Raw genomic sequence first — 18518 nt, 5'->3', positions numbered from 1 at the left:
CGGCCCGGCCCGGACCGAGAACACCTGTCCCGCAGTCCAGTCGGCGAAGGCCCGCGGACAGTTGCTGTGAGCCCATCCCGCTGTCCGGGCCGCGCATCGGCCCGGACAGCGGCCGGACACCCGGGGCGGCGTCGGCCGGCAGGCCATGGAAAGCGGGAGTACAGATTGAGCTCTTTCCGGTCCGCGGGTCGCATGGAAGCGATTCCGGCGTGACCGGGGCGGGGGCGGTTGGATCTCACCTTCGGGGCCGTGGAAGAAGCCAAACCTTTACAGTAGTGTGAAGGTCCTGCGGCCGAAGGCGAGACCGCTCACCTGTGTGACGACGCGGCGTACCGTCCGCACGGATGCCTGGCAAGAGGAGGGCAATGTGAAGATCGGCGAGCTGGCCGCGAAGACCGGTGTCGCGCCGCGGTTGCTTCGCTACTACGAAGAGGTCGGCATCCTGACGCCGTTCCGGAGCCCCAACGGATACCGCACCTACGGCGAGCCGGCCATCGACCGTGTACACCAGATCCGCGAACTCCTCGAAGTCGGTTTGACGACGGAGATGATCCGCGAGGTCCTGCCCTGCCTCGAGTCCGCCGAGGGCGAAGCGCACGCCCGGGAGTGCCCGGACGCAAAGGACCTGGACGGTCTGCGACGTCAACTCGGCAGCATCAAACGACGCATCGACGTGCTGCAACGCAACCAGCGCGCGATCGAGGCATACCTGCGCTTCCAGGAGGACGCCACCGCCCCCGCGCCCACGACCGCGGATGGAGTCATGGTCCTGGTCGCGGAGTGACAGCGGCGAGACGCACGCGGTCGAGCGCTCACCTGCGGCGAGGCGCTGTCGGGGAGGCGTAGGGCTGACGCTGCCGGTGAGGTGAAGGCGGGCCGGAGGGCGCCGCAGCGGACGGATTCCCCAGTGGCGGGGCCCCGGTCCCGTCGAGTGCCCTCCCGGCACCGGAGCCCCACGTGTCATGGGTGCCGCGAATCAGATGCTGTATCCGCCGTCGACGGTCAACCGTGCGCCCGTGATGTAGGCGGCGTTCTCACTGGCGAGGAAGGCGACCGCCTTGGCGATGTCCTCGGTGGTGCCCATGCGCCCCAGGGGTGTCATGGCCACCTGCGGGGCCGCGTTCGGTCCGTCCGCAGGGTTCATGTCCGTGTCGGTCGCCCCGGGCTGTATGACATTGACGGTGATGCCGCGCGGGCCGAAGTCGCGCGCCCACCCGCGGCCGAGCTGGTCGATCGCTGCCTTGCTCGCCCCGTATTCGGCGACGCCGGGGACAGGAATGCGGTGGGCGACGATGCTGCCGATCAGGATGACACGCCCGCCGTCGGGCAGAAAGCGCGATGCGGCATGCGTGGTGACGACGGTCCCCATCACATTGGTGGCCATCATGTGCTGGACCCCTTCGAGAAGGTCCAGGTCCAACTGGTCGACGGTGCCCATGACGGCGACTCCGGCAGAGTTCACCAGCACATCGATCTGGCCGCCCAGGAACTCGGCAGCCTGTTCGACCGCGGTCGACGCCTCGTGGGGAACGGACTGATCCGCCTGTACGGCGAGGGCCTTCGCCCCGAGTGCGACCAGGTCGGCGACAACCTCTTCCGCCTGCTCGCGCGACTTCCGGTAGGTGATGACGACGGTTGCGCCCTCGCGCGCCAGTTCGCGAGCGATCCCCGCACCGATACCCCGCGACCCTCCGGTCACGAGCGCAGTCCGTCCGGTCAGTGCCTTGGACATGGCAATGTCTCCTTGCGCCGTTCAGCTGGCTTTCAGCTACTGACCGAAGCTAAAGATTGAGCCTTTTCAGCGGGGCCACCGATCGGGTGACGGCCAGCTGGTCGGCGACCCGTGCAGAACGGACGAGGCTCCTCGGCGGTTGAGCGAGATGTCTGACGTCTCAACTCTTTTGCCGGGGAGCCTCGTTGGTTACCTATCCTGCAGCACTGGACCTGCCGCACGCGCTGGTTGAGTGGGTGACCATGCTGATCGTCACCCGGGAGGGTGACCGCCGCTGCAAGCTCCGGCCCTCGCAGCGGGCCCTGGTCGCCCTCGTGTACCTGCGCAAGCACGACACCCTCGCGCAGATCGCGGCCGGCTTCCGGATCAGCGTCGGCACCGCCCACGCCTACGTGCACGCGGTCATCGACCTCCTGGCCCACCGCGCGCCGGGCCTGACCCGCGCCCTGCGCGAGGCGGACGCGGATTACGTGCTGGTGGACGGGACTCTCGCCGAGTGCGATCGGGTCGGCGACGGCCGCGCCAACTACTCCGGCAAGCACCGCCGCCACGGCGTGAATCTGCAGGTCATCACCGACCCGCAGGGCGAGATCGTGTGGATCTCCCGCGCTCTGCCGGGCCGCACCCACGACCTGACCGCGGCTCGTACCCATCGCATCGTGGCCACCTGCGTCCGCCTCGGCATCCCCGCCCTGGCCGACTTGGCCTACCTCGGCGCGGGCGGCACCTTCGCCGCTCCGACCAGACGCCCGCCCTGCAAGGAGCTCACCGCCCGGCAAAGATCACTGAACCGGGCGCACGCCCGGCTCCGGTATCCCGTCGAACGCGGCATGGCCACCCTCAAGCGCTGGCGCATCTTCCGTCACGCCCGCTGCAGCCCCAACCGCCTGTCGTCAGCAGCCAAAGCCATCCTCACCCTGGAGAAGCAACGCTGAAAAGGCTCATTGACATTAGTGTGAAGGTCAAGCCGGGAGGTCATGACGTCCACCACTCGCGCTTGCGCTCGTGAGACGCGACATCCGCGCTGATGGCAGTGCGGTCGCGCGTCTACGTGGGTTACCCACTCTGACGGGCAGCTGGTGCACGCCGGTCCGAATCCGCTGCAGAACCCGATCGCTCACCTGCCCGTGATGTGAGTGGCGTGAACTGCGGGAACCGTTCGGGCCGTGGAAGACGGTCGATGCGCCGCCTCTCGACGACCCCGGCCGGGGCCGTCGCCGTCAGGGTCACCGAGCTGGACGCCATGACACCGGACACCGTGGCGGGCACGAGCGGCCCGCGCGAAAGCGACCCGTCGGTCGACGTGGTCCCGCGCGGCACGGAGAACATCGCCTGGCCCATGGCGCCGAACCCGGGCACGCAGTCCGTCACTCCCTTCGACTTCACGAGCACCGTGGCCGTGACCACCGCCAAGGGCACACTGACCGTCCTCGCGGGCACCGAGCTGAGGTGGTCCGTCGACGGCGACCAGGTCGACGGCCGGCTCGCCTGGACGCTCAGGATTGGACAGCGCGGCACGGGCCCGCATCGTCGCCGTTGTCCTGGACGACGCAGGTCTGAGCAGCCGGTGGACACCAACGAAGCGGTCCGGCCGCCTGGGCGCCGGGTGTTCACCGCCGCGGGCACCAGCAATGCGGCAGGCACGGTGACGTTCTACTGCGAGGTCGCCGAGGCGGTCCGCTCTGAAACGGACGAGGTATCAGGCCTTGGCCCTGTGGGAGCGCCACAGGGCCGCCGCGATCGAAATGCCGACGAACAGCATTGCCGCGGGCCTGGCGAACAGGTAGCCCTCATTGGCGGCGGCAAGACACGCGAAGCCCGATGCGCCGAAGCCCAACTGGACCACCTCAATCCACACGCGGCGTAGCGCCTCGCGGACAGCGATCCCGAGGCTTCCGGTGGCGAAGAGGACGAAGACGACGGAACCAGTCCAGTGACCAGGCATCGACAGATGATGCCACGGCGTGCTGATCACGGCCAGGTCGGGCAGCGAGGCGCACGTACCGGCACGACACGGCCGCATCGCGGCGGACCCGCCCGCCTGGACTCATCGGGGCGCAGCTGGTCCCAGGCCAGGCCGGCAGCACCTGCTGGCGGGCTCGATGGCCGGCGCTCTCATCAGCGACCTGGACGTCGTCCGTGTGACGCGCCCTGACCACCGTGTTCGCCCGGTCTGCTGCGACGACGACGGCCTTGTTCCCGACTGCCTCGCGAGCATCGTGCCGTAGTCCCCGCGGAGCGACCGCGTGCGCGCGAGGGACTCAGGCGGCGATCCCGCGCTTGTCCATGGAATCCTCCACTATGCGCAGACCGTCCATCCCCGGCAGCTTCGCGATGTGTGAATCGATGTCGCGGATGAGCTTGCGGCCCTCGGGGCCCGCGAAGAGGTGGGCCATGACGTACGTGACCTCGCTCTCGGACATGACGCCCGAGCCGACCGGGCCCCAGGCCCTTTCGAGCGCGAACCGGGCCACCTTACGGGCCTTCTTGCTCGCCGCGAGCCGATCACGCGCCTGCGACGCGTAGAACGCGACGTGCTTCGTCTCCTGCTGGGCGATCCGTTTCAGCAGTGGCACCAGCACCGGGTGGCTCTCCAACGCGGCGAGCCGCTGGTACGCCGCGGTGGCCGACCACTCGTTCGCCGCGCCCCATGCCATGTGCACCGCGACGAAGTCGTGTCCGACGAGGCGGCTCATCGCCGTCTGCTTCACCGTCCCCAAGCGGTCCTTCCAACCGAGCTTCAGACGGGTCGCCTTGAGCTCGTCGAAGTCGATTCGGACGCCGTGGCGTTCGAGCACGGCCGCGAGCGCTTCGCCGTGCCAGAACTCCTCGCGGTTCCACATCGTCATGAAGGTGCCCACCGCCGGCTCGTTGTGGGACGGGGTCGTCAGCAGATCACGCATGTAGCACACCGTGTGGTATTCGATGTCGCACATGTAGCGCAGCGTGCGCAGTGTCCCCTCGGGCAGCGGGTTGCGCTCGAACTCGTCGAAGTCGAGGTCGGCCCACTGCACTCCGGTGGAGTTCTTCGCGTACCTGTCTATGTCGAAAGCCATCAGTCACTCTTCTCGTCGGTGCGCGGCGGCATCGTCAGCCGTGCAGCGATGACCTCGCTGCGTACACCCGGACCGCCTCTCTTCCAGCGGTGGATGTCCCAGTTCCTCTTGTGTGACGCACGCGCCAGTTCGGCGTCGGGGTTGATCGCCGAGGGCTTCCCCAGCAGCGACAGCCACGCCAGGTCGGAGTGGCTGTCGCCGTATCCGTAGGAGGCCGCGAGGTCGTAGCCGCCCTCCTCGGCGTAGCGCCGAAGCCATGCGGCCCTCGCCTCGTCGACGAGCGGCGGTTTCGCGAGGTAGCCGGTGAGCACACCGTCCCTCACGTGCATGGAGCTCCCGACGACCTCGTCGAACAGGCCGGCGAGCGGAGCGGCGAGCAGGCCGATGGAGCCGGTGACCAGGACGGTGCGGTGACCTGCGGCACGGTGCTCGCGGATGCGCGCCAGGGCGTCCGCGCACGTGTGCCGCAGCATCGTGTCGGCGTAGCCGCGCCCTACGACCTCCTCGAGACGGGCGACGGGCATGCCGCGGTAGCGGCGCAGGAACGCACGGATGAACTCGCCGCGGTCGCGCTTCTCGGCGCGGAGGTAGCGCGGCAGCGCCACGAGCAGGTCCGCGACCTCCTTCGGCCAGGCCGTCTTGCGGAATCCCGAGGTACGCACCCAGAGGTACTGCTCGACGATGTTGGAGTCGACGACGGTCCGTTCGAGGTCGAAGACGGCGAGCACGTCCGTACGCCGTGGCAGCCCGGGTTTCGGGCAGGCGTTCGCGGGTCGGACGGCCGCGGCCTTCCGGCGACGGTGGGCCGCTGTCAGCCGGCTCAGGGAGGGGAGGTGCACCTTCTGCAGGTACTCCTCCCAGTCGATCCGCTCCACATCGAAGCCACGGTCCTCGCGCACCTCGGCAGGAAGGGCGTTGTTCAGCGCGCGGGCGTTGCGGTCGTCGAAGACGATCTCGGTCTGCACGTACGCGCGGTAGAGATCGGTGAAGTTGCTGAGGGTGGCGATGCCGGCGCGCAGTTTGGCGTTCTGGGCCACGAGAGCCCGCTTTCGCTCGTCGTTCGGCAGCAGCCGCAGGCCGGCGTCCCACAGGTCGGCCTTTTTCCGCGCCAGCACAAGGCGTCGGTTGAACTTGCGCTCGCCAGCGAACTTCCAGGTCGGTACCTCGACGAAACCGTCGTCCTTGGGCAGCGGGTGCTGCACGTAGTAGTCGCGTACGTTCTCGTACATGCGGTGGAACGGCAGCGGGTTCGACGCGCCCGAGGCGATGTGGAAGTACTCCGGCTGGTCGGCAGGGGCCGGGTTGGCCGCCGCGGCGAGGATGGCGTTGACGACGAAGTCGACGGGGATGACATCGAGGATCGAGTCGGGAAGCCCAGGGAAGTCCGGCAACTGGCCGCGGCCGTAGGCGAAGATCAGCGGGTCGGCTACCTTGAAGCCGTCGATCCAGCCGGGGAACGGATGCTGGAGTGCGCTCTCGATGATCGCGGGCCGGACCACCGAGAGCCGGTGTCCGGCCTCGCCCCAGAGGTCTTCCGCGGCACGTTCGGCGAGTGCCTTCGTCAGTGTGTAGACGTCGGTCCACCCCAGGCTCTGGGCGCGCCGCCGGCCGGCGTCGACGAGGTGGGAGCGTACCCACTCGCGCCGGGCGTTCTCGCTCGCGCGGGCCGCCGCGATCGGGCCCTCCTTGCCGTGGTCATCGCGGGCGCGGGACATGAAGCGCTCGAGCCGCGCCGGTTCCCGCGACGTCAGCTCGGTGCGCTCGTGGGCCTGTGTCGCGGAGCGCCACTCGGTGCGCCAGTCGACGTCGTGCTCGAGCTTGGCCTCGGCCACCACACCGCGACGGAGTCCCCCGACGTAGCAGGTCGACACGTGGACGACGTGCGGGTCCGATCCGGAGGCGAGCAGGGCCTGGTAGAGGCTGACGGCACCGTTGACGTTCGTGTCGAACGCCTCGTGGATGGGCGGGTCGAACGAGACGGTCGACGCCGAGTGGATCACGACGTCAAGGTCGGAGGGCAGCTCGGGAATGCTGGTCATGCTGCCGTCGAGCACGGTGATCCGCTCACGGACGACGCGCTCGGCCTCCTCGGTCCCGACACCCTCTCGCCAGCGCCCGAACACGGGTTTGCGCAGGAGCCGCCGGAGCCGGTCCTGCCCGGTCTGTCCGCCCTTCCCGCGTACGAGGAGCGAGATGTGGGTGTCGGGGTGATCGGTGAGGAGCCGCTCCAGCACGGCTTGCCCGACGAAGCCGGTGGCGCCGGTGAGCAGGACGTGCACGGTGCCGAGTTCGGTCTTGGCAGTGTGCGGCATCACGGGACGAGCCTCGATTCCACGGTGGACGCGACACCGGGACCGATGCCGGGGAGCGCGGCGACCATCGCGCGGATCCGGCCCGCCTCGGCCCTTCCGCTCTGGTCGCCGAAGACATGGCGTTCGAAGAAGGTGCGCTCGTGCCGCGAGCGATCGACCGAGCCGAGTGGCCAGGCGGTGTGCCGCAGGGCGCGACGGGTGATGCGCCGGGCGCGAACCGAGCGCCCGAGGCGCAGTTCCGCCTCCTCCGCGAGGAAGTGGATGTGGCGCTGTTTGATCTCCACCACGGGTTCGATGATCGATGCCATGACGGGGGACACTCCGGCCAGCCGTCGGTAGGCCGCCTGTGTGATCCATTCGTCGACGAGGCTCGTCGTCACGTGTTCGGCGACGATCTGCGTACCGGTGATGTTGGCGATGAGGGAACGACGGATCGGTCCACGGCGCTCGCGGCGCTCCGCCAGTACCCGCCGTGCCGGGCCGGCGCTCGAGGGGAGGCCGTGGGCGGCGGGTGAGGCATCCAGGACGGCGTCGAGGGCGTCGGCGATCCAGAATCTCTCGAACATCCACGTGGTGAGGAACGCGGTGACCCGGGCGTCCTTGTGCGTCGCCGTCACGAGGAGGTCGCGCACGCGGTGCAGCGTCGTACGTTCCATGTCGCGCAGCGCGCGAACGAGCCGGACGGATTCGGTGTCGAGCGGCTCTTCGGCGAGTGACGCGAGGTCGAGCCTTCCGCGGTGGCTGCCGTGTGCCGTGCGGGCGAACTCACGCACGTTGAAGCCCGCTGTCCCGGGCGGCGCGGTCGTCGCCTCGTCGTTTGAGTTCATGCGCGGGCTTTCTGGGGCCGGAGTGGGGGCAACTTGGTGGGGGCCCCGGAACGTGCGAAAGACCCTCAGGGGCTATGGCGTGTGACCGGGAGGCCGGCGCATGTGTGACACGTGGCCTGGTTCCGCTCGGGGGCGGATGGTGCGGGTGAGGGGATGATTCGGGGCAACCGGGCGGATCGTGACAGGTGACCTTCTGCGGGGGGCAGGGCCTTTTGTGCTGACTGGTGCGGCGGTGCCGGAGATCCTGCGGTAGCGGGGCAGCGTCTCGGCGTGTCGGTGCGGGCAGTGTTTGCAGGCCTTGCCGGGCATCGCCCGGATGTGCGGGCCTCGTCCGTCGGAGGACCGCGCACTTCCGGCGGGACGACCCGCGCCGGCACACAGCGCGCCATGGGGCCTGCGGGTACAGGGCGAATCCCGAGTCCGCACGAGCATGTGCGGAAGCTCGTGTCACACGGTTGATGTGTGCCCGGTCAAACGGACTGAGCCGGGAAACGAAGGATGCGTCAGGCACGGGGAGTCAGCCATCGGCTGCCGTCGGGCTCGACGGCGTGGACCCGCTCGCCACCCCATGTGAAAGCTACGAGCGGGGAGCTCGGATGCCAAGAAGATGGCATATGAAACTATGCTGAGCCGTACGGGAGTCGCACTTGTCACCGGTGCGACGTCGGGTATCGGGGCAGCGTTCGCGCGCGCTCTGGCGGACCGCGGTTGGGATCTTGTCCTGGTGGCGCGCGACAGGGAGCGTCTCGGCCGGATGGCGGTCGAGCTCGGATCCCGGGGCCGCGCCGTCGAGGTGCTGCCCGCCGACCTGTCCGATCGCGCCGACGTCGAGCGCGTCGCCGCCCGGGTGGAGGATCCCGCCCGTCCGGTGGAGATGCTCGTGAACAACGCCGGGTTCGGCGTGCACGCATCGATGACCTCGGCCGACACCGCCCCGCACGACCGGGCGATCGAGGTCATGGGGCGCGCGGTGCTGGTGCTCGCAGGTGCTGCCGGGCGGGCCATGCGCGAACGTGGGCACGGGGCGATCGTCAACGTGTCCAGCACGGCCGGATTCGTCACGATGGGGAGCTATTCGGCCGTCAAGGCCTTCGTGACCTCACTCACAGAAGGTCTGGCGAACGAGCTGCACGGAACGGGCGTCACCGTGACGGCGCTCTGCCCGGGCTGGGTGCGCACCGAGTTCCACGCCCGGGCCGGAATCCGGTCGTCGAGCATTCCGAACTTCCTCTGGCTCGACGCCGATCGACTCGTGGAGACCAGTCTGCGCGACGTGCGGCGCGGACGGGTCATCTCCATGCCGAGCTTCCGGTACCGGCTGCTCATCTGGTTCACGCGTCATCTTCCACGCCACACGGTGCGGTGGATCTCGCGACGGATCTCGTCCACCCGTAACGACAGTCGCACGCACTGAAAAATCGGTGCGGGCGAGCCCGCACGGGAAGGAAGCGGATGCCCGCGACGATGCGCGACCGTTTCACCTCACGCTTTCACGCCGCGGCGCGCTTCGTCGCGCAGCGTGGCCTGCTCAAGCCCGTCGTGTGGCGCGTGACCCGCGTTACGGTACTCGGGCGCGAATGCCTGGAAGAAGTCGAGGACGCGTATGTGGTCGTCGCCAACCACACTTCTCACCTCGACACGCCACTCATCATGGGCGCGCTGCCCCGCCGATTGGCGCGTTACCTCGCGGTGGGAGCCGCCGCCGACTACTTCTTCGACGTGTGGCGGCGGCGCGGCCTCACGGCCCTCTTCTTCAACGCCTTCCCGGTCGACCGCACCGGAACGAGCGTGCGCAGAGTGAGCGCCAAGGGTTTGCTGAACCGGGGAGTGCCGCTCCTGATCTTTCCCGAGGGCACTCGCTCGCGCGACGGATCGCTCGGGGCGTTCAAGCCCGGGGCGGCGGCGCTCGCCTCGTCCGCGGAGGTGCCCGTGCTCCCCGTCGCGGTCATCGGGGCGTACGCGGCGCATCCCCGCGGATCGAGCTGGCCGAAACCGGGCCGCCTGCCGGTCGGGGTGGTCTTCGGCGAACCGCTCACCGCCCTTCCCGGAGAGTCCGTGGACGAGTTCAGCGAACGCATCCGCTCGGTGATCGCCAGCCTTGCCGAGGAGCACTCCCACCGGATCCTCGGCACCCGTGCCACCTCACGTCGTGACAGCTGAAGGAGACCGTCTGTGACCGAACCCGCTTCCCGCACCGACGCAATGAGCACCGGTGACGTGAAACACATGAAGTGGTGGGGCTGGGGCGTGGAAGGCGTCGGCTTCCACCATGAGGACAAGCCCGGATTCGCACCTTTCGTGCACAGGGCCGTCGGGCTCGACCTCTGGGCGGGCGAGCGCACCGGACGGCCCGACTTCTCACAGTTGAAGGTGCCGGCCTCGACGGTGCCGGACGCGTTCGTCAGAGTCCTGACCGGCATCGTCGGGCCCGGGAACGCCGTCGTCGACGACCTGTCCCGGGTCGTCCACACGTACGGCAAGAGTCTGCGTGACCTGGTCCGCCTCCGCGCCGGCGAGATCGCGCGCAGTCCCGACGTGGTCGTCTACCCGGGGGACGAGGCGGAGGTGCGGAGCGTCGTCGACGCGGCCGTCGAGGCGGACGCCGTGATCATTCCCTTCGGCGGCGGCAGCAACATCGCGGGCAGCCTCGAGCCGCACCCGGACGAGTCGCGGGTGGTCGTCGCGCTCGACCTCGGTCGCCTGAGCCGGGTGCTGGAGATCGACACCGACTCCGGTCTGGCGCGCATCCAGGCCGGGGCCCTGGGCCCTGATCTCGAGGCCCAACTCAACCGGCGCGGCTGGACGATGGGGCACTTTCCCGACTCGTTCACCCATTCCTCGCTCGGCGGGTGGGTCGCCACGCGCTCGTCCGGCATGCAGTCGGACAAGTACGGCGACATCGCGGACATCGTCAAGGGACTGCGTGTCGTGCGGGCCGGCGGCGTCCTCGTGATCCGTGCCGTTCCGAGCGCGTCGACCGGTCCGAGCGTGCGGGAGATGGTGGTGGGCTCGGAGGGGCGGCTCGGCGTCATCACCGAGGCCACGGTGCAGGTGCACCGGCTCCCCGAGAGCCGTGGCATCTACGCCTACTTCTTCAAGAACTTCGACCACGGCCTCGCCGCGATGCAGGAGATCGCCGCGAGCGACGTCTCGCCCTCGGTCACCCGCATCTCGGACGCGCACGAGACAGGCTTCTCGCTGGCGACGAGCAAAGCGTCGAAGGGTGTCGCCAAGAAGGCGCAGGCCGGCCTCATGGCGTACCTCAGGCGGCGTGGCTGGAACCTGGACGAACTCTGTCTTTCCTTCATCGGCTTCGAAGGGGACACGGCGCACGCGAAGCGCCAGAAGTCGGTCGTCGACCGGATCGTGCGCAAGCACCACGGCGTCGGCGTCGGAAAGGGACCGGGTGCGCTCTACGACCAGAAGAAGTTCGACACGCCTTACATCCGCGACTTCCTGCTCGACCACGGTGCCGCCGGCGATGTGAGCGAGACCGCCGGCCCGTGGTCGAGACTCCGTGGCATCCATGCGGCGGTCTACGACGCGGCCGACAGCGCCTACGAAGAGATCGGGCGCAAGGGCTGGACGATGTGCCATATGTCGCACTCGTACCACTCCGGCGCCTGCCTGTACTTCACTTTCGCCTTCGTGTTCGGTGACGATCCGCTCGGCGAGTACGACACGGTCAAGCGCGCGATTCAGCAGGCGTTCGTCGATGCGGGCGGCACGATCTCGCACCACCACGGCGTGGGCCTGGAGCACGCGCCGTGGCTGGAGGAGGACATCTCGGCGCAGGGCGTCGCGGTCATGTCGGGCCTCTTCGAGGCCGTGGACCCGGGTGGCAACTTCAACCCGCGCAAGATCGTGGTCTGAGCCAGGCCTGCCCGGGCCCGGCGGGAGAGCGCCGACCGACTACGGCAACGGCCCTTGCTGTGACGCGTCAAGGTGTTCCCCGAGGTCGACCGGGCCGAGTGGTACCCACTCGGCCCGGTCGCCGACGAGATGATCCTCGCCGCGCAGCGGACCCTCTTCGACCGCAGCGCCGGATGGAGGCGGACCGGCAGGTCCGTCGGTGACGATCGGTCAGCGCAGGCCGGTGGCCCGGATGACGGTCTGCGTCACGGTGTTGCCCCGCGTGTCCGAGGCGTGGACCCGCACCGACAGGAAAGCGGCCTTCCGCGGAGCGTCCAACGTCACGCGTACGGCGCCGTCCCGCAGGTCCCGCGGCTTGACGCGGTGCCAGGTCCCGCCGTCGTCGTAGGACACCTCGACCTTGTCGGTGCGGACCCGGGCCGTGGAGACGCCTCGGATGTGCGACGGCTCCACAACGAGATCGGCGTCACGCCGGGCCGATCCGTCGGTCGACGTGCGGATGGCGTAGTCCAGCTGAACAAGGGGGAGCAGCGGCGCCTCGCCGTTCCGCGGCGTCTCGGACGTGAAGCCCCACTCGGTGCGGGTGGAGGTGGAGTACGGGTACCCCTCGGTGCGCTTCGTGGTGGTCACCAGCCGGTAGCGGCTCGTGGCGCCCGGAAGCGTGAACTGGAAGTAGGGGCCGTCGGTGCGGCCGAGCAGCTTGTTGCTCCGGTGGAGTTCGACGGACTGCGTCGTGCTTCCGGGGCCGTTGGTGCCGGCGTGATTGCGGCCGCCGTCGCCGAAGCCGGGGATCTGCCCGAGGACCGAGTCGCCCGAGCGCCGGGGGGTGTCCAGGTACTCGACGACCCGGGGTCGTTCGATCGGACCGAACCACTGGACGTTCGTGGCGCGCCCTGCCGGGTAGGCGACCTGGCCGGAGTACTGGTCCGAGTACTGGGTGCCGCTCTGATGGGCCTCCTCCCTCCAGACGGCGTCGGGGGCGGCGGTCACCCAGTCGGTGCGTCGCGCCCCGGAGGTCGACAGCCGGGTCGTGTCCAGCAGGAAGAGCTGGTACGGCTGGATGTCGAACCGGTTCTCGTACACGTTGTTCGTCGTGCGGAAATCGACGTCTACCCGGGCGAGTTCCTTCTTGCCGGGTGCATAGCGCAGGGTCTTCGGGATGCCGTCGTGCCAGGTGCGCACCAGGTCGTAGAGGTAATCGGTCTTGGAGCGGCCGACGATGCGCATGGGGACCGAGCCGGAACCGCTCTGGATACGGTCGATCAGGATCTCGCCCTCGGTTCGCGAGATGCCCGCGACGACGATCTTGCTACGGCTGCCGCTCGGCCAGTAGCGACCGCTGTCGCCGTTGACGATGACGAGGACCGCCACGCCGGCCTTCTCGGCGGCGGCTATCTGGTCGTGAGCGACGGTCCGGGAATCGCCGTCATCGTCTCCGTCCGGCAAGGGGACATGGCGAACCACCGCCACTTTGCCCCGGGCCCCGGCCGCTGCGTAGTCCTGCTCTCGGCCGTCACCGGCGAAAACGGCCGGGAGGGTGTGCGTCCGGTCGGCCGGGCGGGCCGAACCGGGCTCCAGTGTCAGGTCGTCGAACTCCTGGGAGCCCGAGGAGAGGCTGAGCAGAGGCTGCTCCATCCGTGCCCGCACGGTGTACAGCAGGTCGCCGTCGGTGGGCTTGCCCGCCGGCAGCGCCCACAGGCTGTCGTGCTGGGGAGCGAGGGTCGACGCCTCGCCGATGGCGGGAGAGCCGTCCGTGAACGACCGGAAGAAGTCCGCGCGGACAGCACCGGCCGTGGTCTTCTGTGGTGTGACGACCTCGGTCAGTCGCAGTTCCCTGCCGTCGACGGTCACCGACGTGTCGGCGTCGCGGATCTGGACGCCGGTCCTGACCAGGAGCGCCTGCCCGAGCGAGGAGGCCCCGTGGGTGCCGCGGACGTCGCCCCACATCCACGCCGTGTAGACGCCGTTAGGTGCGACGAGGTCGATGTCACCGCGTGTGTTGGTGACCCCTTCGAAGCGGGCCCCGTCACCATGGCGCTGGATCCGCACCACGTTCGCCAGCGGTTCGCCGTCCCGGCCCTGGAAGTGCAGCCGCAGATGGTGGTGCTCCTCGCGGGTGCTGACGGCGAGCAGGGTGCGCGTGGAGGGCTTGCCGTCCACCAGCCCTGTGAGGTGTCCGGTGAAGCGGGAACCCGCCGGCGCGCGGTCGAGGACGGTGGTGAGCGTCGTGGTGGCGGTGCCGCCGGCCGGCACGGTCACCTGGCGGTCCGCCACGGTGAACAGGCCCCGCGGTGCGTCGGGCGCGTCGACCCGTAGCGTGAGAGTGACCGCCTTGTCGCCGGAGTTGTGCCATTCGATCCGGCGGTCCACGGTCTGCCCCGGCTTTCCGCCCAGGGAGTGGATGCCCGCGTCGGCGGTGCCGGTGGCCACCAGGTCGGCCGCGGAGGCCGCCGCGGCGTCGACACGCCCGTTGCCACCGTCGTCGGCCGTGTTGGCGGGCGTCTCGGTGGCCGTGCTGACGAGGGCGTCCTTGATCCGGGCCCCGGACCACTGCGGGTGACGGGCCGCCACGAGGGCAGCGGCCCCGGCGACGTGCGGGGTCGCCATGGACGTGCCGTTCAGGGAAGCGTAGGAGCCACTGCCGAACGTGGCGTACTGCGAGCGTGCCGCGAGGATGCCGACGCCGGGCGCGGTGATCTCGGGCTTGATCGCGTCGTCACGGAACCGGGGGCCGCGGCTGGAGAACGCGGCCACGGTGTCCGTCGAGTCGACGGCGCCGACGGTGAGGGCGGCGTCCGCGGAGCCCGGGCTCGCGACGGTGGACGCTCCGTTCTCCCCGTTGTTGCCCGCCGCGACGGCGAACAGGGCGCCCGTCTCGGCACTGAGCGCGTTCACGGCCTGGCTGAGCGGGTCCGTGCCGTCGTCGGGGGCGAATCCGCCGAGGCTCATGCTGATGACGCGCGCCTTGGTTTCGCGTGCCGCCCACTCCATGCCGGCGATGACCCAGGAGTCGGCTCCGGAGCCGGAGTTGTCGAGGACCTTGCCGACGTGAAGCTCCGCGCCCGGCGCGACGCCCTTCTCCTTCCCTCCCGACGCCGCGCCGCTACCGGCGATGGTGGAGGCGACGTGCGTGCCGTGGCCGTTGCGGTCCACGACGTCCTCGTACGGGATGAAACTCCGGGACGAGGCGACGACCCCCGCGAGATCCGGGTGCTCGTTGTCGTATCCGGTGTCGAGGACGGCGACGTCGACACCCGTGCCGGTGTTTCCGCGCGCCCAGGCGTCGGGTGCGCCGATCTGCGCGACGCTCGACTCGAGTGTCGCCTTGACCTTGCCGTCCAGCCACACCTTGCGGACGCCGCCGGTCAGCGCCGGCTCGGCCGTGTCGGTGCCGCGAGCCGCGGACGTCCCCTGGGTGAGCTCGGCCCAGAAGTCCGCCGCCCGGCTGTGGCTCTGGTTGACAGCGGTGCTTTCGATGCTGGTCAACGTCCGCGCGCCGGTGGCGCCCTCCGGCAGGGACGCCAGGTCCTTCCTGCGGAGCGAGTCCGAGGAATAGCTCAGGATGAGGGGCAGCCCACGGGAGCGCGAGTCGTCGTACCCGTCGGCCACGAGTCGGGTGACGTTGAACAGGGCCTCATCGAGGAGACCGGCGGCCAAGTGCCGCTCCGCAGCGGCGGGTACGACGTAGACGTCTCCGTCCCTGCTGCTGACGCGTACGTTCGCCCGGTCTCCGTTCGGCGCAGCCACGGTGACGGTCGCAGGGCCGGTGCTTTCGGGGGTGACGGTGACGCGGTCCCCGGTGATGAGGGTGACGGTCCGCGGAGTGGATCCGAGCGAACCGCTGTTGGCTATGGGGATGCCCTTGACCGCGGCGGGGGCGTGGTCGGCGGCTGTCGCCGGGGGGATCACCGTCAGCAGCGCGGTGGCCGCTGCCAGGATGGGCAGGCCCCGCAGGGCCGGAGTACGAGGTCTCACACGAGTCCTTGATCGAGTCGCCGTAGGATGTCCAATGCATCGTAGTCACAACATGTGCTGTGCTTGTCGTCTGGCTTCGGCCCAACCCACCGTCCGTGCCGCCCTCGAAGCCACTCCGCCGACGCCGCTCAGGCGGTGGGCGACTCCCGGCGAACGGTGCGGCTGCCCCACCGGGATTGGCGTCAGCAGTGCGGTGACCGCCGCCAGGTGAGCGCAGGCCCTGGCGGGGTGGAGTTCGAGGTCTCACGCGAGTCCTTGATCAAGACACCGTGAATGTTCGATGCATCGCAGTCACAACATGCGAAGTGTCTGTTGTCTGCCTTCCACCCGGCCCACCCACGGCCCGCGACTTCCGGGCGATGCGCGTGCCGGCCGTTGTCGGTGTCGTAGGCATTCGCGCCGCCGTTGGGATCGTCCGCATGTGAGGGTGCCCCGAAAGGCGGCTGACCGGGCGACGCAAAGCGCCCGCCCCCACTGTCGGGGGCGGGCGCTTCGGGTGAGCCGGGCCCGTGTCGCACCGGGCCGATGGCCACCGCTCGGCACGGGTGATCAGTCCATGCCGACGCAGACTGCCCTGTCATGCAGGCTGCGCCTACTGAGACCGGACAGCCGGCCGATGTGTGACAACGAGCCGTGCACGCGGGCGATCTCACGGTTTCGTCATCGTCCGGGGCCGGGAGAACGGTCAGGCCGTACACCTACCCGAACCGCCGACCGCACCCCCGCAGGATCACGCGCGCCGCGCGTCGGTTGCTGCCCGCATCCCCTGCCCCGCGGGGGGAGGCGGTCAGATCGCGGTGGCGCCGGCGTCGGCGGCGACCGTGGCGCCGGTGAGGTAGGCGGAACGGGAGTCGTCGGCGAGGAAGAAGACGACCTCGGCGATCTCCCGGGGCTGGGCGATCCGGCCGAGCAGGGTGATCTTGCCGAACCCTTCCGCGGCCTCCTGGCCCCACAGGTCGATCACCGACTGGGTGCCGGCCGGTCCGGGAGCGACGGCGTTGACGCGGACGCCGGCCGGGCTGAACTCGGCCGCCCAGGTACGGGTCAGCGACTCCAGCGCGGCCTTGGTGGCGGTGTAGACGGACATGCCGGGCAGACCGACGCGGGCGCCCATGGTGCTGACGTTCACGATGGCCCCGGAACCCCTGGCCACCATCCCGGGTGCCAGGGCCGCCGTCAGGAAGTACGGGGCCCGGATGTTGGTGGCGACCGCCTGGTTGAAGGACTCCGCGTCCTGCTCGACGGTCGGCAGCATCGGGAAGACCGCCGCGTTGTTGACCAGGATGTCGACATCTCCCGCCTCCTGCGCGAGCGCGCGCAGCGAGTCCAGGTCCTCGAGGTCGGCCGCGACGAAACGGGCCCGGCCGCCGGCCTCGGTGATCGTGCGTACGGTCTCGCCCCCCTGGTCGGCGCGGCGACCGGTGACCACGACCTCGGCGCCGGCGTCGGCCAGCAGCAGGGCCGTCTCACGGCCTATGCCGCCGGTCGAGCCGGTCACCAGGGCGATCTTGTCGGCAAGTGCCATGTGGGGGTCCTCCCAAGGGCCGAGGTCCGCGGACTTCGGCCGATCTGGCCGGCCGGACACGCGACGACGTCCCGCGAACCGGCGGCAAAGTACTTGTCGTGACAAGCATGTTCAGATTTGATTGCCACGTCAAGTAGGTGTCGATGGTCGGTCAGGCGGCGCTGACGAAACGTCAAGCTCGGTCGTAGATCGCCCGCAGCCACGGTGCCCTGACGGCGGGCATCCGCGCGAGCGTGTACCGGAACGCTTCACTGGACGGCTGGAAGGGGCACCACGGGTGTGGTGGCAGCGGATCGTCCCGCTCCACGCCGGCCGGCAGCCCGCCGACCACCGGCAGCCGGGTCCGGTGTGGCGGAAAGGCGAGCTCGGCCCAGAGCGCGGCATCCATGGGTACCGGCACCGCCCCGGCACGCGGCTGCCACACGTCTCCGGTCTGCGGATGGACCGGCACGAGCGCCAGGTCGGCGGCCGGCTCGCCATACCCCGGTCCCGCCAGGTCCAGCCGCTTCGCACCTTCCCCCGCGGGCAGCAGCGCGCCGAGTGCCCGGCCGAGGAGTTCGGCGACCGGCCCGGGCGCCACCTCGACAGGAGCGCCCCCGGCGGCCACGACCACCTGGGCGAGAGCCACGCCCGCCGGGATGTCCCGGTACTCGCTCAGCCGGTGCCGCAGTGCGCCTGTGGCCAGCAGCTCCGTCCAGTCCATGACCGGCTGCTCCGGCGGGCTGGGCAGCCGCACCACTGCCTGCGGGACGAGCCGGACGACCTGCCAGTACCCGCAGTCGTCGATCCGCGTTCCAACCTGCAGATCGCAACCCAGGCAGGCAAGGTTCGGCCCGTCCCTCCCGTCGATCCCCAGGCAGTAGCCCCCGGCCCGCTCGAGGATCAGCCTGGTGCCGCGTATGTCGCCGGGCGCGAGGAGGACGGTGTCCGGCGGCCCGACGGACAGTGCCCCGAACGGCGCGAAGCGCCCCCGCTCCGCCGCCTCGCGTGTCCCGACCTCGTCCCACTGCTGCCACGGTGGCCCGTACGGCGCGGGGTCGACGGCGTATGTTCCGGCCTCCAGCAGCGGCGGGTGCAGTGTCTCCCAGTGGGTGTCGGCGAGGTGGACCGGCAACGCCACCTCCGACACCGCCGCCGTCAGGACCGCCCCGCAGCCCGCACAGCCGAACACCGCCAAGCCGTCCCCTCCCGTCATCGAAGCTCCTGCATCCCACCAAG

At 69.9% G+C, this 18518-nt stretch carries 13 protein-coding genes; 6 read left to right on the top strand and 7 right to left on the bottom strand.

What is annotated here, in order from left to right; genetic code table 11:
• Positions 1 to 367: 367 nt before the first annotated feature.
• On the top strand, positions 368 to 784 hold the full coding sequence (locus OIE69_RS02775) for a MerR family transcriptional regulator (RefSeq protein ID WP_326570313.1): 417 nt from the start codon (positions 368 to 370) through the stop codon (positions 782 to 784).
• A 192-nt stretch (positions 785 to 976) separates the two neighbouring features.
• On the opposite strand, the gene OIE69_RS02770 is transcribed toward OIE69_RS02775, so the two are convergent.
• Positions 977 to 1732, bottom strand: a complete 756-nt coding sequence (locus OIE69_RS02770) for an SDR family NAD(P)-dependent oxidoreductase (RefSeq protein ID WP_326570312.1) — start codon at positions 1730 to 1732, stop codon at positions 977 to 979.
• Positions 1733 to 1917: 185 nt separating this feature from the next.
• Here OIE69_RS02770 and OIE69_RS02765 point away from each other — a divergent pair, with 185 nt between their 5' ends.
• Both OIE69_RS02765 and OIE69_RS02760 read left to right on the top strand, forming a co-directional pair.
• Positions 1918 to 2667 (top strand): transposase family protein, encoded by a 750-nt coding sequence (locus OIE69_RS02765; RefSeq protein WP_326570311.1) that lies wholly within the window; start codon positions 1918 to 1920, stop codon positions 2665 to 2667.
• 245 nt (positions 2668 to 2912) lie between these two features.
• Positions 2913 to 3599 (top strand): hypothetical protein, encoded by a 687-nt coding sequence (locus tag OIE69_RS02760; protein ID WP_326570310.1) that lies wholly within the window; start codon positions 2913 to 2915, stop codon positions 3597 to 3599.
• Between the two features lie 394 nt (positions 3600 to 3993).
• Here the strand turns inward: OIE69_RS02760 and OIE69_RS02755 are convergent, their stop codons facing one another.
• The 3 genes from OIE69_RS02755 to OIE69_RS02745 are packed head-to-tail and all read right to left on the bottom strand — an operon-like array spanning position 3994 to position 7927.
• Entirely contained in the window at positions 3994 to 4788 is a 795-nt protein-coding gene (locus OIE69_RS02755) for a ferritin-like domain-containing protein (RefSeq protein ID WP_326570309.1), read from the bottom strand.
• Positions 4788 to 7100, bottom strand: coding sequence for an HAD-IB family phosphatase (locus OIE69_RS02750; RefSeq protein WP_326580925.1), 2313 nt, complete (start codon positions 7098 to 7100; stop codon positions 4788 to 4790). Before OIE69_RS02750 ends, OIE69_RS02755 begins: the two co-directional genes overlap by 1 nt.
• A complete protein-coding gene (locus OIE69_RS02745) occupies positions 7100 to 7927 on the bottom strand; it encodes a hypothetical protein (RefSeq protein ID WP_326570308.1) in 828 nt (275 codons plus the stop codon). The genes OIE69_RS02750 and OIE69_RS02745 overlap by 1 nt, the downstream gene beginning before the upstream one ends.
• Positions 7928 to 8549: 622 nt before the next feature.
• Between OIE69_RS02745 and OIE69_RS02740 the strand changes: the two genes are divergently transcribed.
• Genes OIE69_RS02740 through OIE69_RS02730 form a run of 3 tightly spaced genes read left to right on the top strand, consistent with a single transcriptional unit; the run spans position 8550 to position 11800 of the window.
• Positions 8550 to 9341, top strand: coding sequence for an SDR family NAD(P)-dependent oxidoreductase (locus OIE69_RS02740; protein ID WP_392567449.1), 792 nt, complete (start codon positions 8550 to 8552; stop codon positions 9339 to 9341).
• 38 nt (positions 9342 to 9379) lie between these two features.
• Positions 9380 to 10087, top strand: a complete 708-nt coding sequence (locus OIE69_RS02735; RefSeq protein ID WP_326570306.1) for a lysophospholipid acyltransferase family protein — start codon at positions 9380 to 9382, stop codon at positions 10085 to 10087.
• A gap of 12 nt (positions 10088 to 10099) precedes the next feature.
• Positions 10100 to 11800: an FAD-binding oxidoreductase gene (locus OIE69_RS02730; protein ID WP_326570305.1), complete on the top strand. Its 1701-nt coding sequence runs from the start codon at positions 10100 to 10102 to the stop codon at positions 11798 to 11800.
• Between the two features lie 210 nt (positions 11801 to 12010).
• Here OIE69_RS02730 and OIE69_RS02725 read toward each other — a convergent pair whose 3' ends face one another.
• The 3 genes from OIE69_RS02725 to OIE69_RS02715 form a co-directional block, all read right to left on the bottom strand.
• Positions 12011 to 15775, bottom strand: coding sequence for a S8 family serine peptidase (locus OIE69_RS02725; protein ID WP_326570304.1), 3765 nt, complete (start codon positions 15773 to 15775; stop codon positions 12011 to 12013).
• A gap of 787 nt (positions 15776 to 16562) precedes the next feature.
• Positions 16563 to 17300, bottom strand: a complete 738-nt coding sequence (locus OIE69_RS02720; protein WP_326570303.1) for an SDR family NAD(P)-dependent oxidoreductase — start codon at positions 17298 to 17300, stop codon at positions 16563 to 16565.
• A 172-nt stretch (positions 17301 to 17472) separates the two neighbouring features.
• Positions 17473 to 18495, bottom strand: a complete 1023-nt coding sequence (locus OIE69_RS02715; protein ID WP_326570302.1) for a hypothetical protein — start codon at positions 18493 to 18495, stop codon at positions 17473 to 17475.
• Positions 18496 to 18518: the final 23 nt, after the last annotated feature.

This window comes from Actinacidiphila glaucinigra, assembly GCF_035918135.1.
Classification (GTDB): Bacteria; Actinomycetota; Actinomycetes; order Streptomycetales; family Streptomycetaceae; genus Actinacidiphila; species Actinacidiphila glaucinigra.
This window is presented reverse-complemented; position numbering and strand designations above follow the sequence as displayed.

Excerpts from the sequence above, each read along its gene's own strand:
- OIE69_RS02755 (WP_326570309.1), bottom strand. The coding sequence starts at position 4,788 with ATGGCTTTCGACATAGACAGGTACGCGAAGAACTCCACCGGAGTGCAG.
- OIE69_RS02770 (WP_326570312.1), bottom strand. The coding sequence starts at position 1,732 with ATGTCCAAGGCACTGACCGGACGGACTGCGCTCGTGACCGGAGGGTCG.
- OIE69_RS02735 (WP_326570306.1), top strand. The coding sequence starts at position 9,380 with ATGCCCGCGACGATGCGCGACCGTTTCACCTCACGCTTTCACGCCGCG.
- OIE69_RS02745 (WP_326570308.1), bottom strand. The coding sequence starts at position 7,927 with ATGAACTCAAACGACGAGGCGACGACCGCGCCGCCCGGGACAGCGGGC.
- OIE69_RS02760 (WP_326570310.1), top strand. The coding sequence starts at position 2,913 with ATGCGCCGCCTCTCGACGACCCCGGCCGGGGCCGTCGCCGTCAGGGTC.
- OIE69_RS02715 (WP_326570302.1), bottom strand. The coding sequence starts at position 18,495 with ATGACGGGAGGGGACGGCTTGGCGGTGTTCGGCTGTGCGGGCTGCGGG.
- OIE69_RS02720 (WP_326570303.1), bottom strand. The coding sequence starts at position 17,300 with ATGGCACTTGCCGACAAGATCGCCCTGGTGACCGGCTCGACCGGCGGC.
- OIE69_RS02740 (WP_392567449.1), top strand. The coding sequence starts at position 8,550 with ATGCTGAGCCGTACGGGAGTCGCACTTGTCACCGGTGCGACGTCGGGT.
- OIE69_RS02750 (WP_326580925.1), bottom strand. The coding sequence starts at position 7,100 with ATGCCGCACACTGCCAAGACCGAACTCGGCACCGTGCACGTCCTGCTC.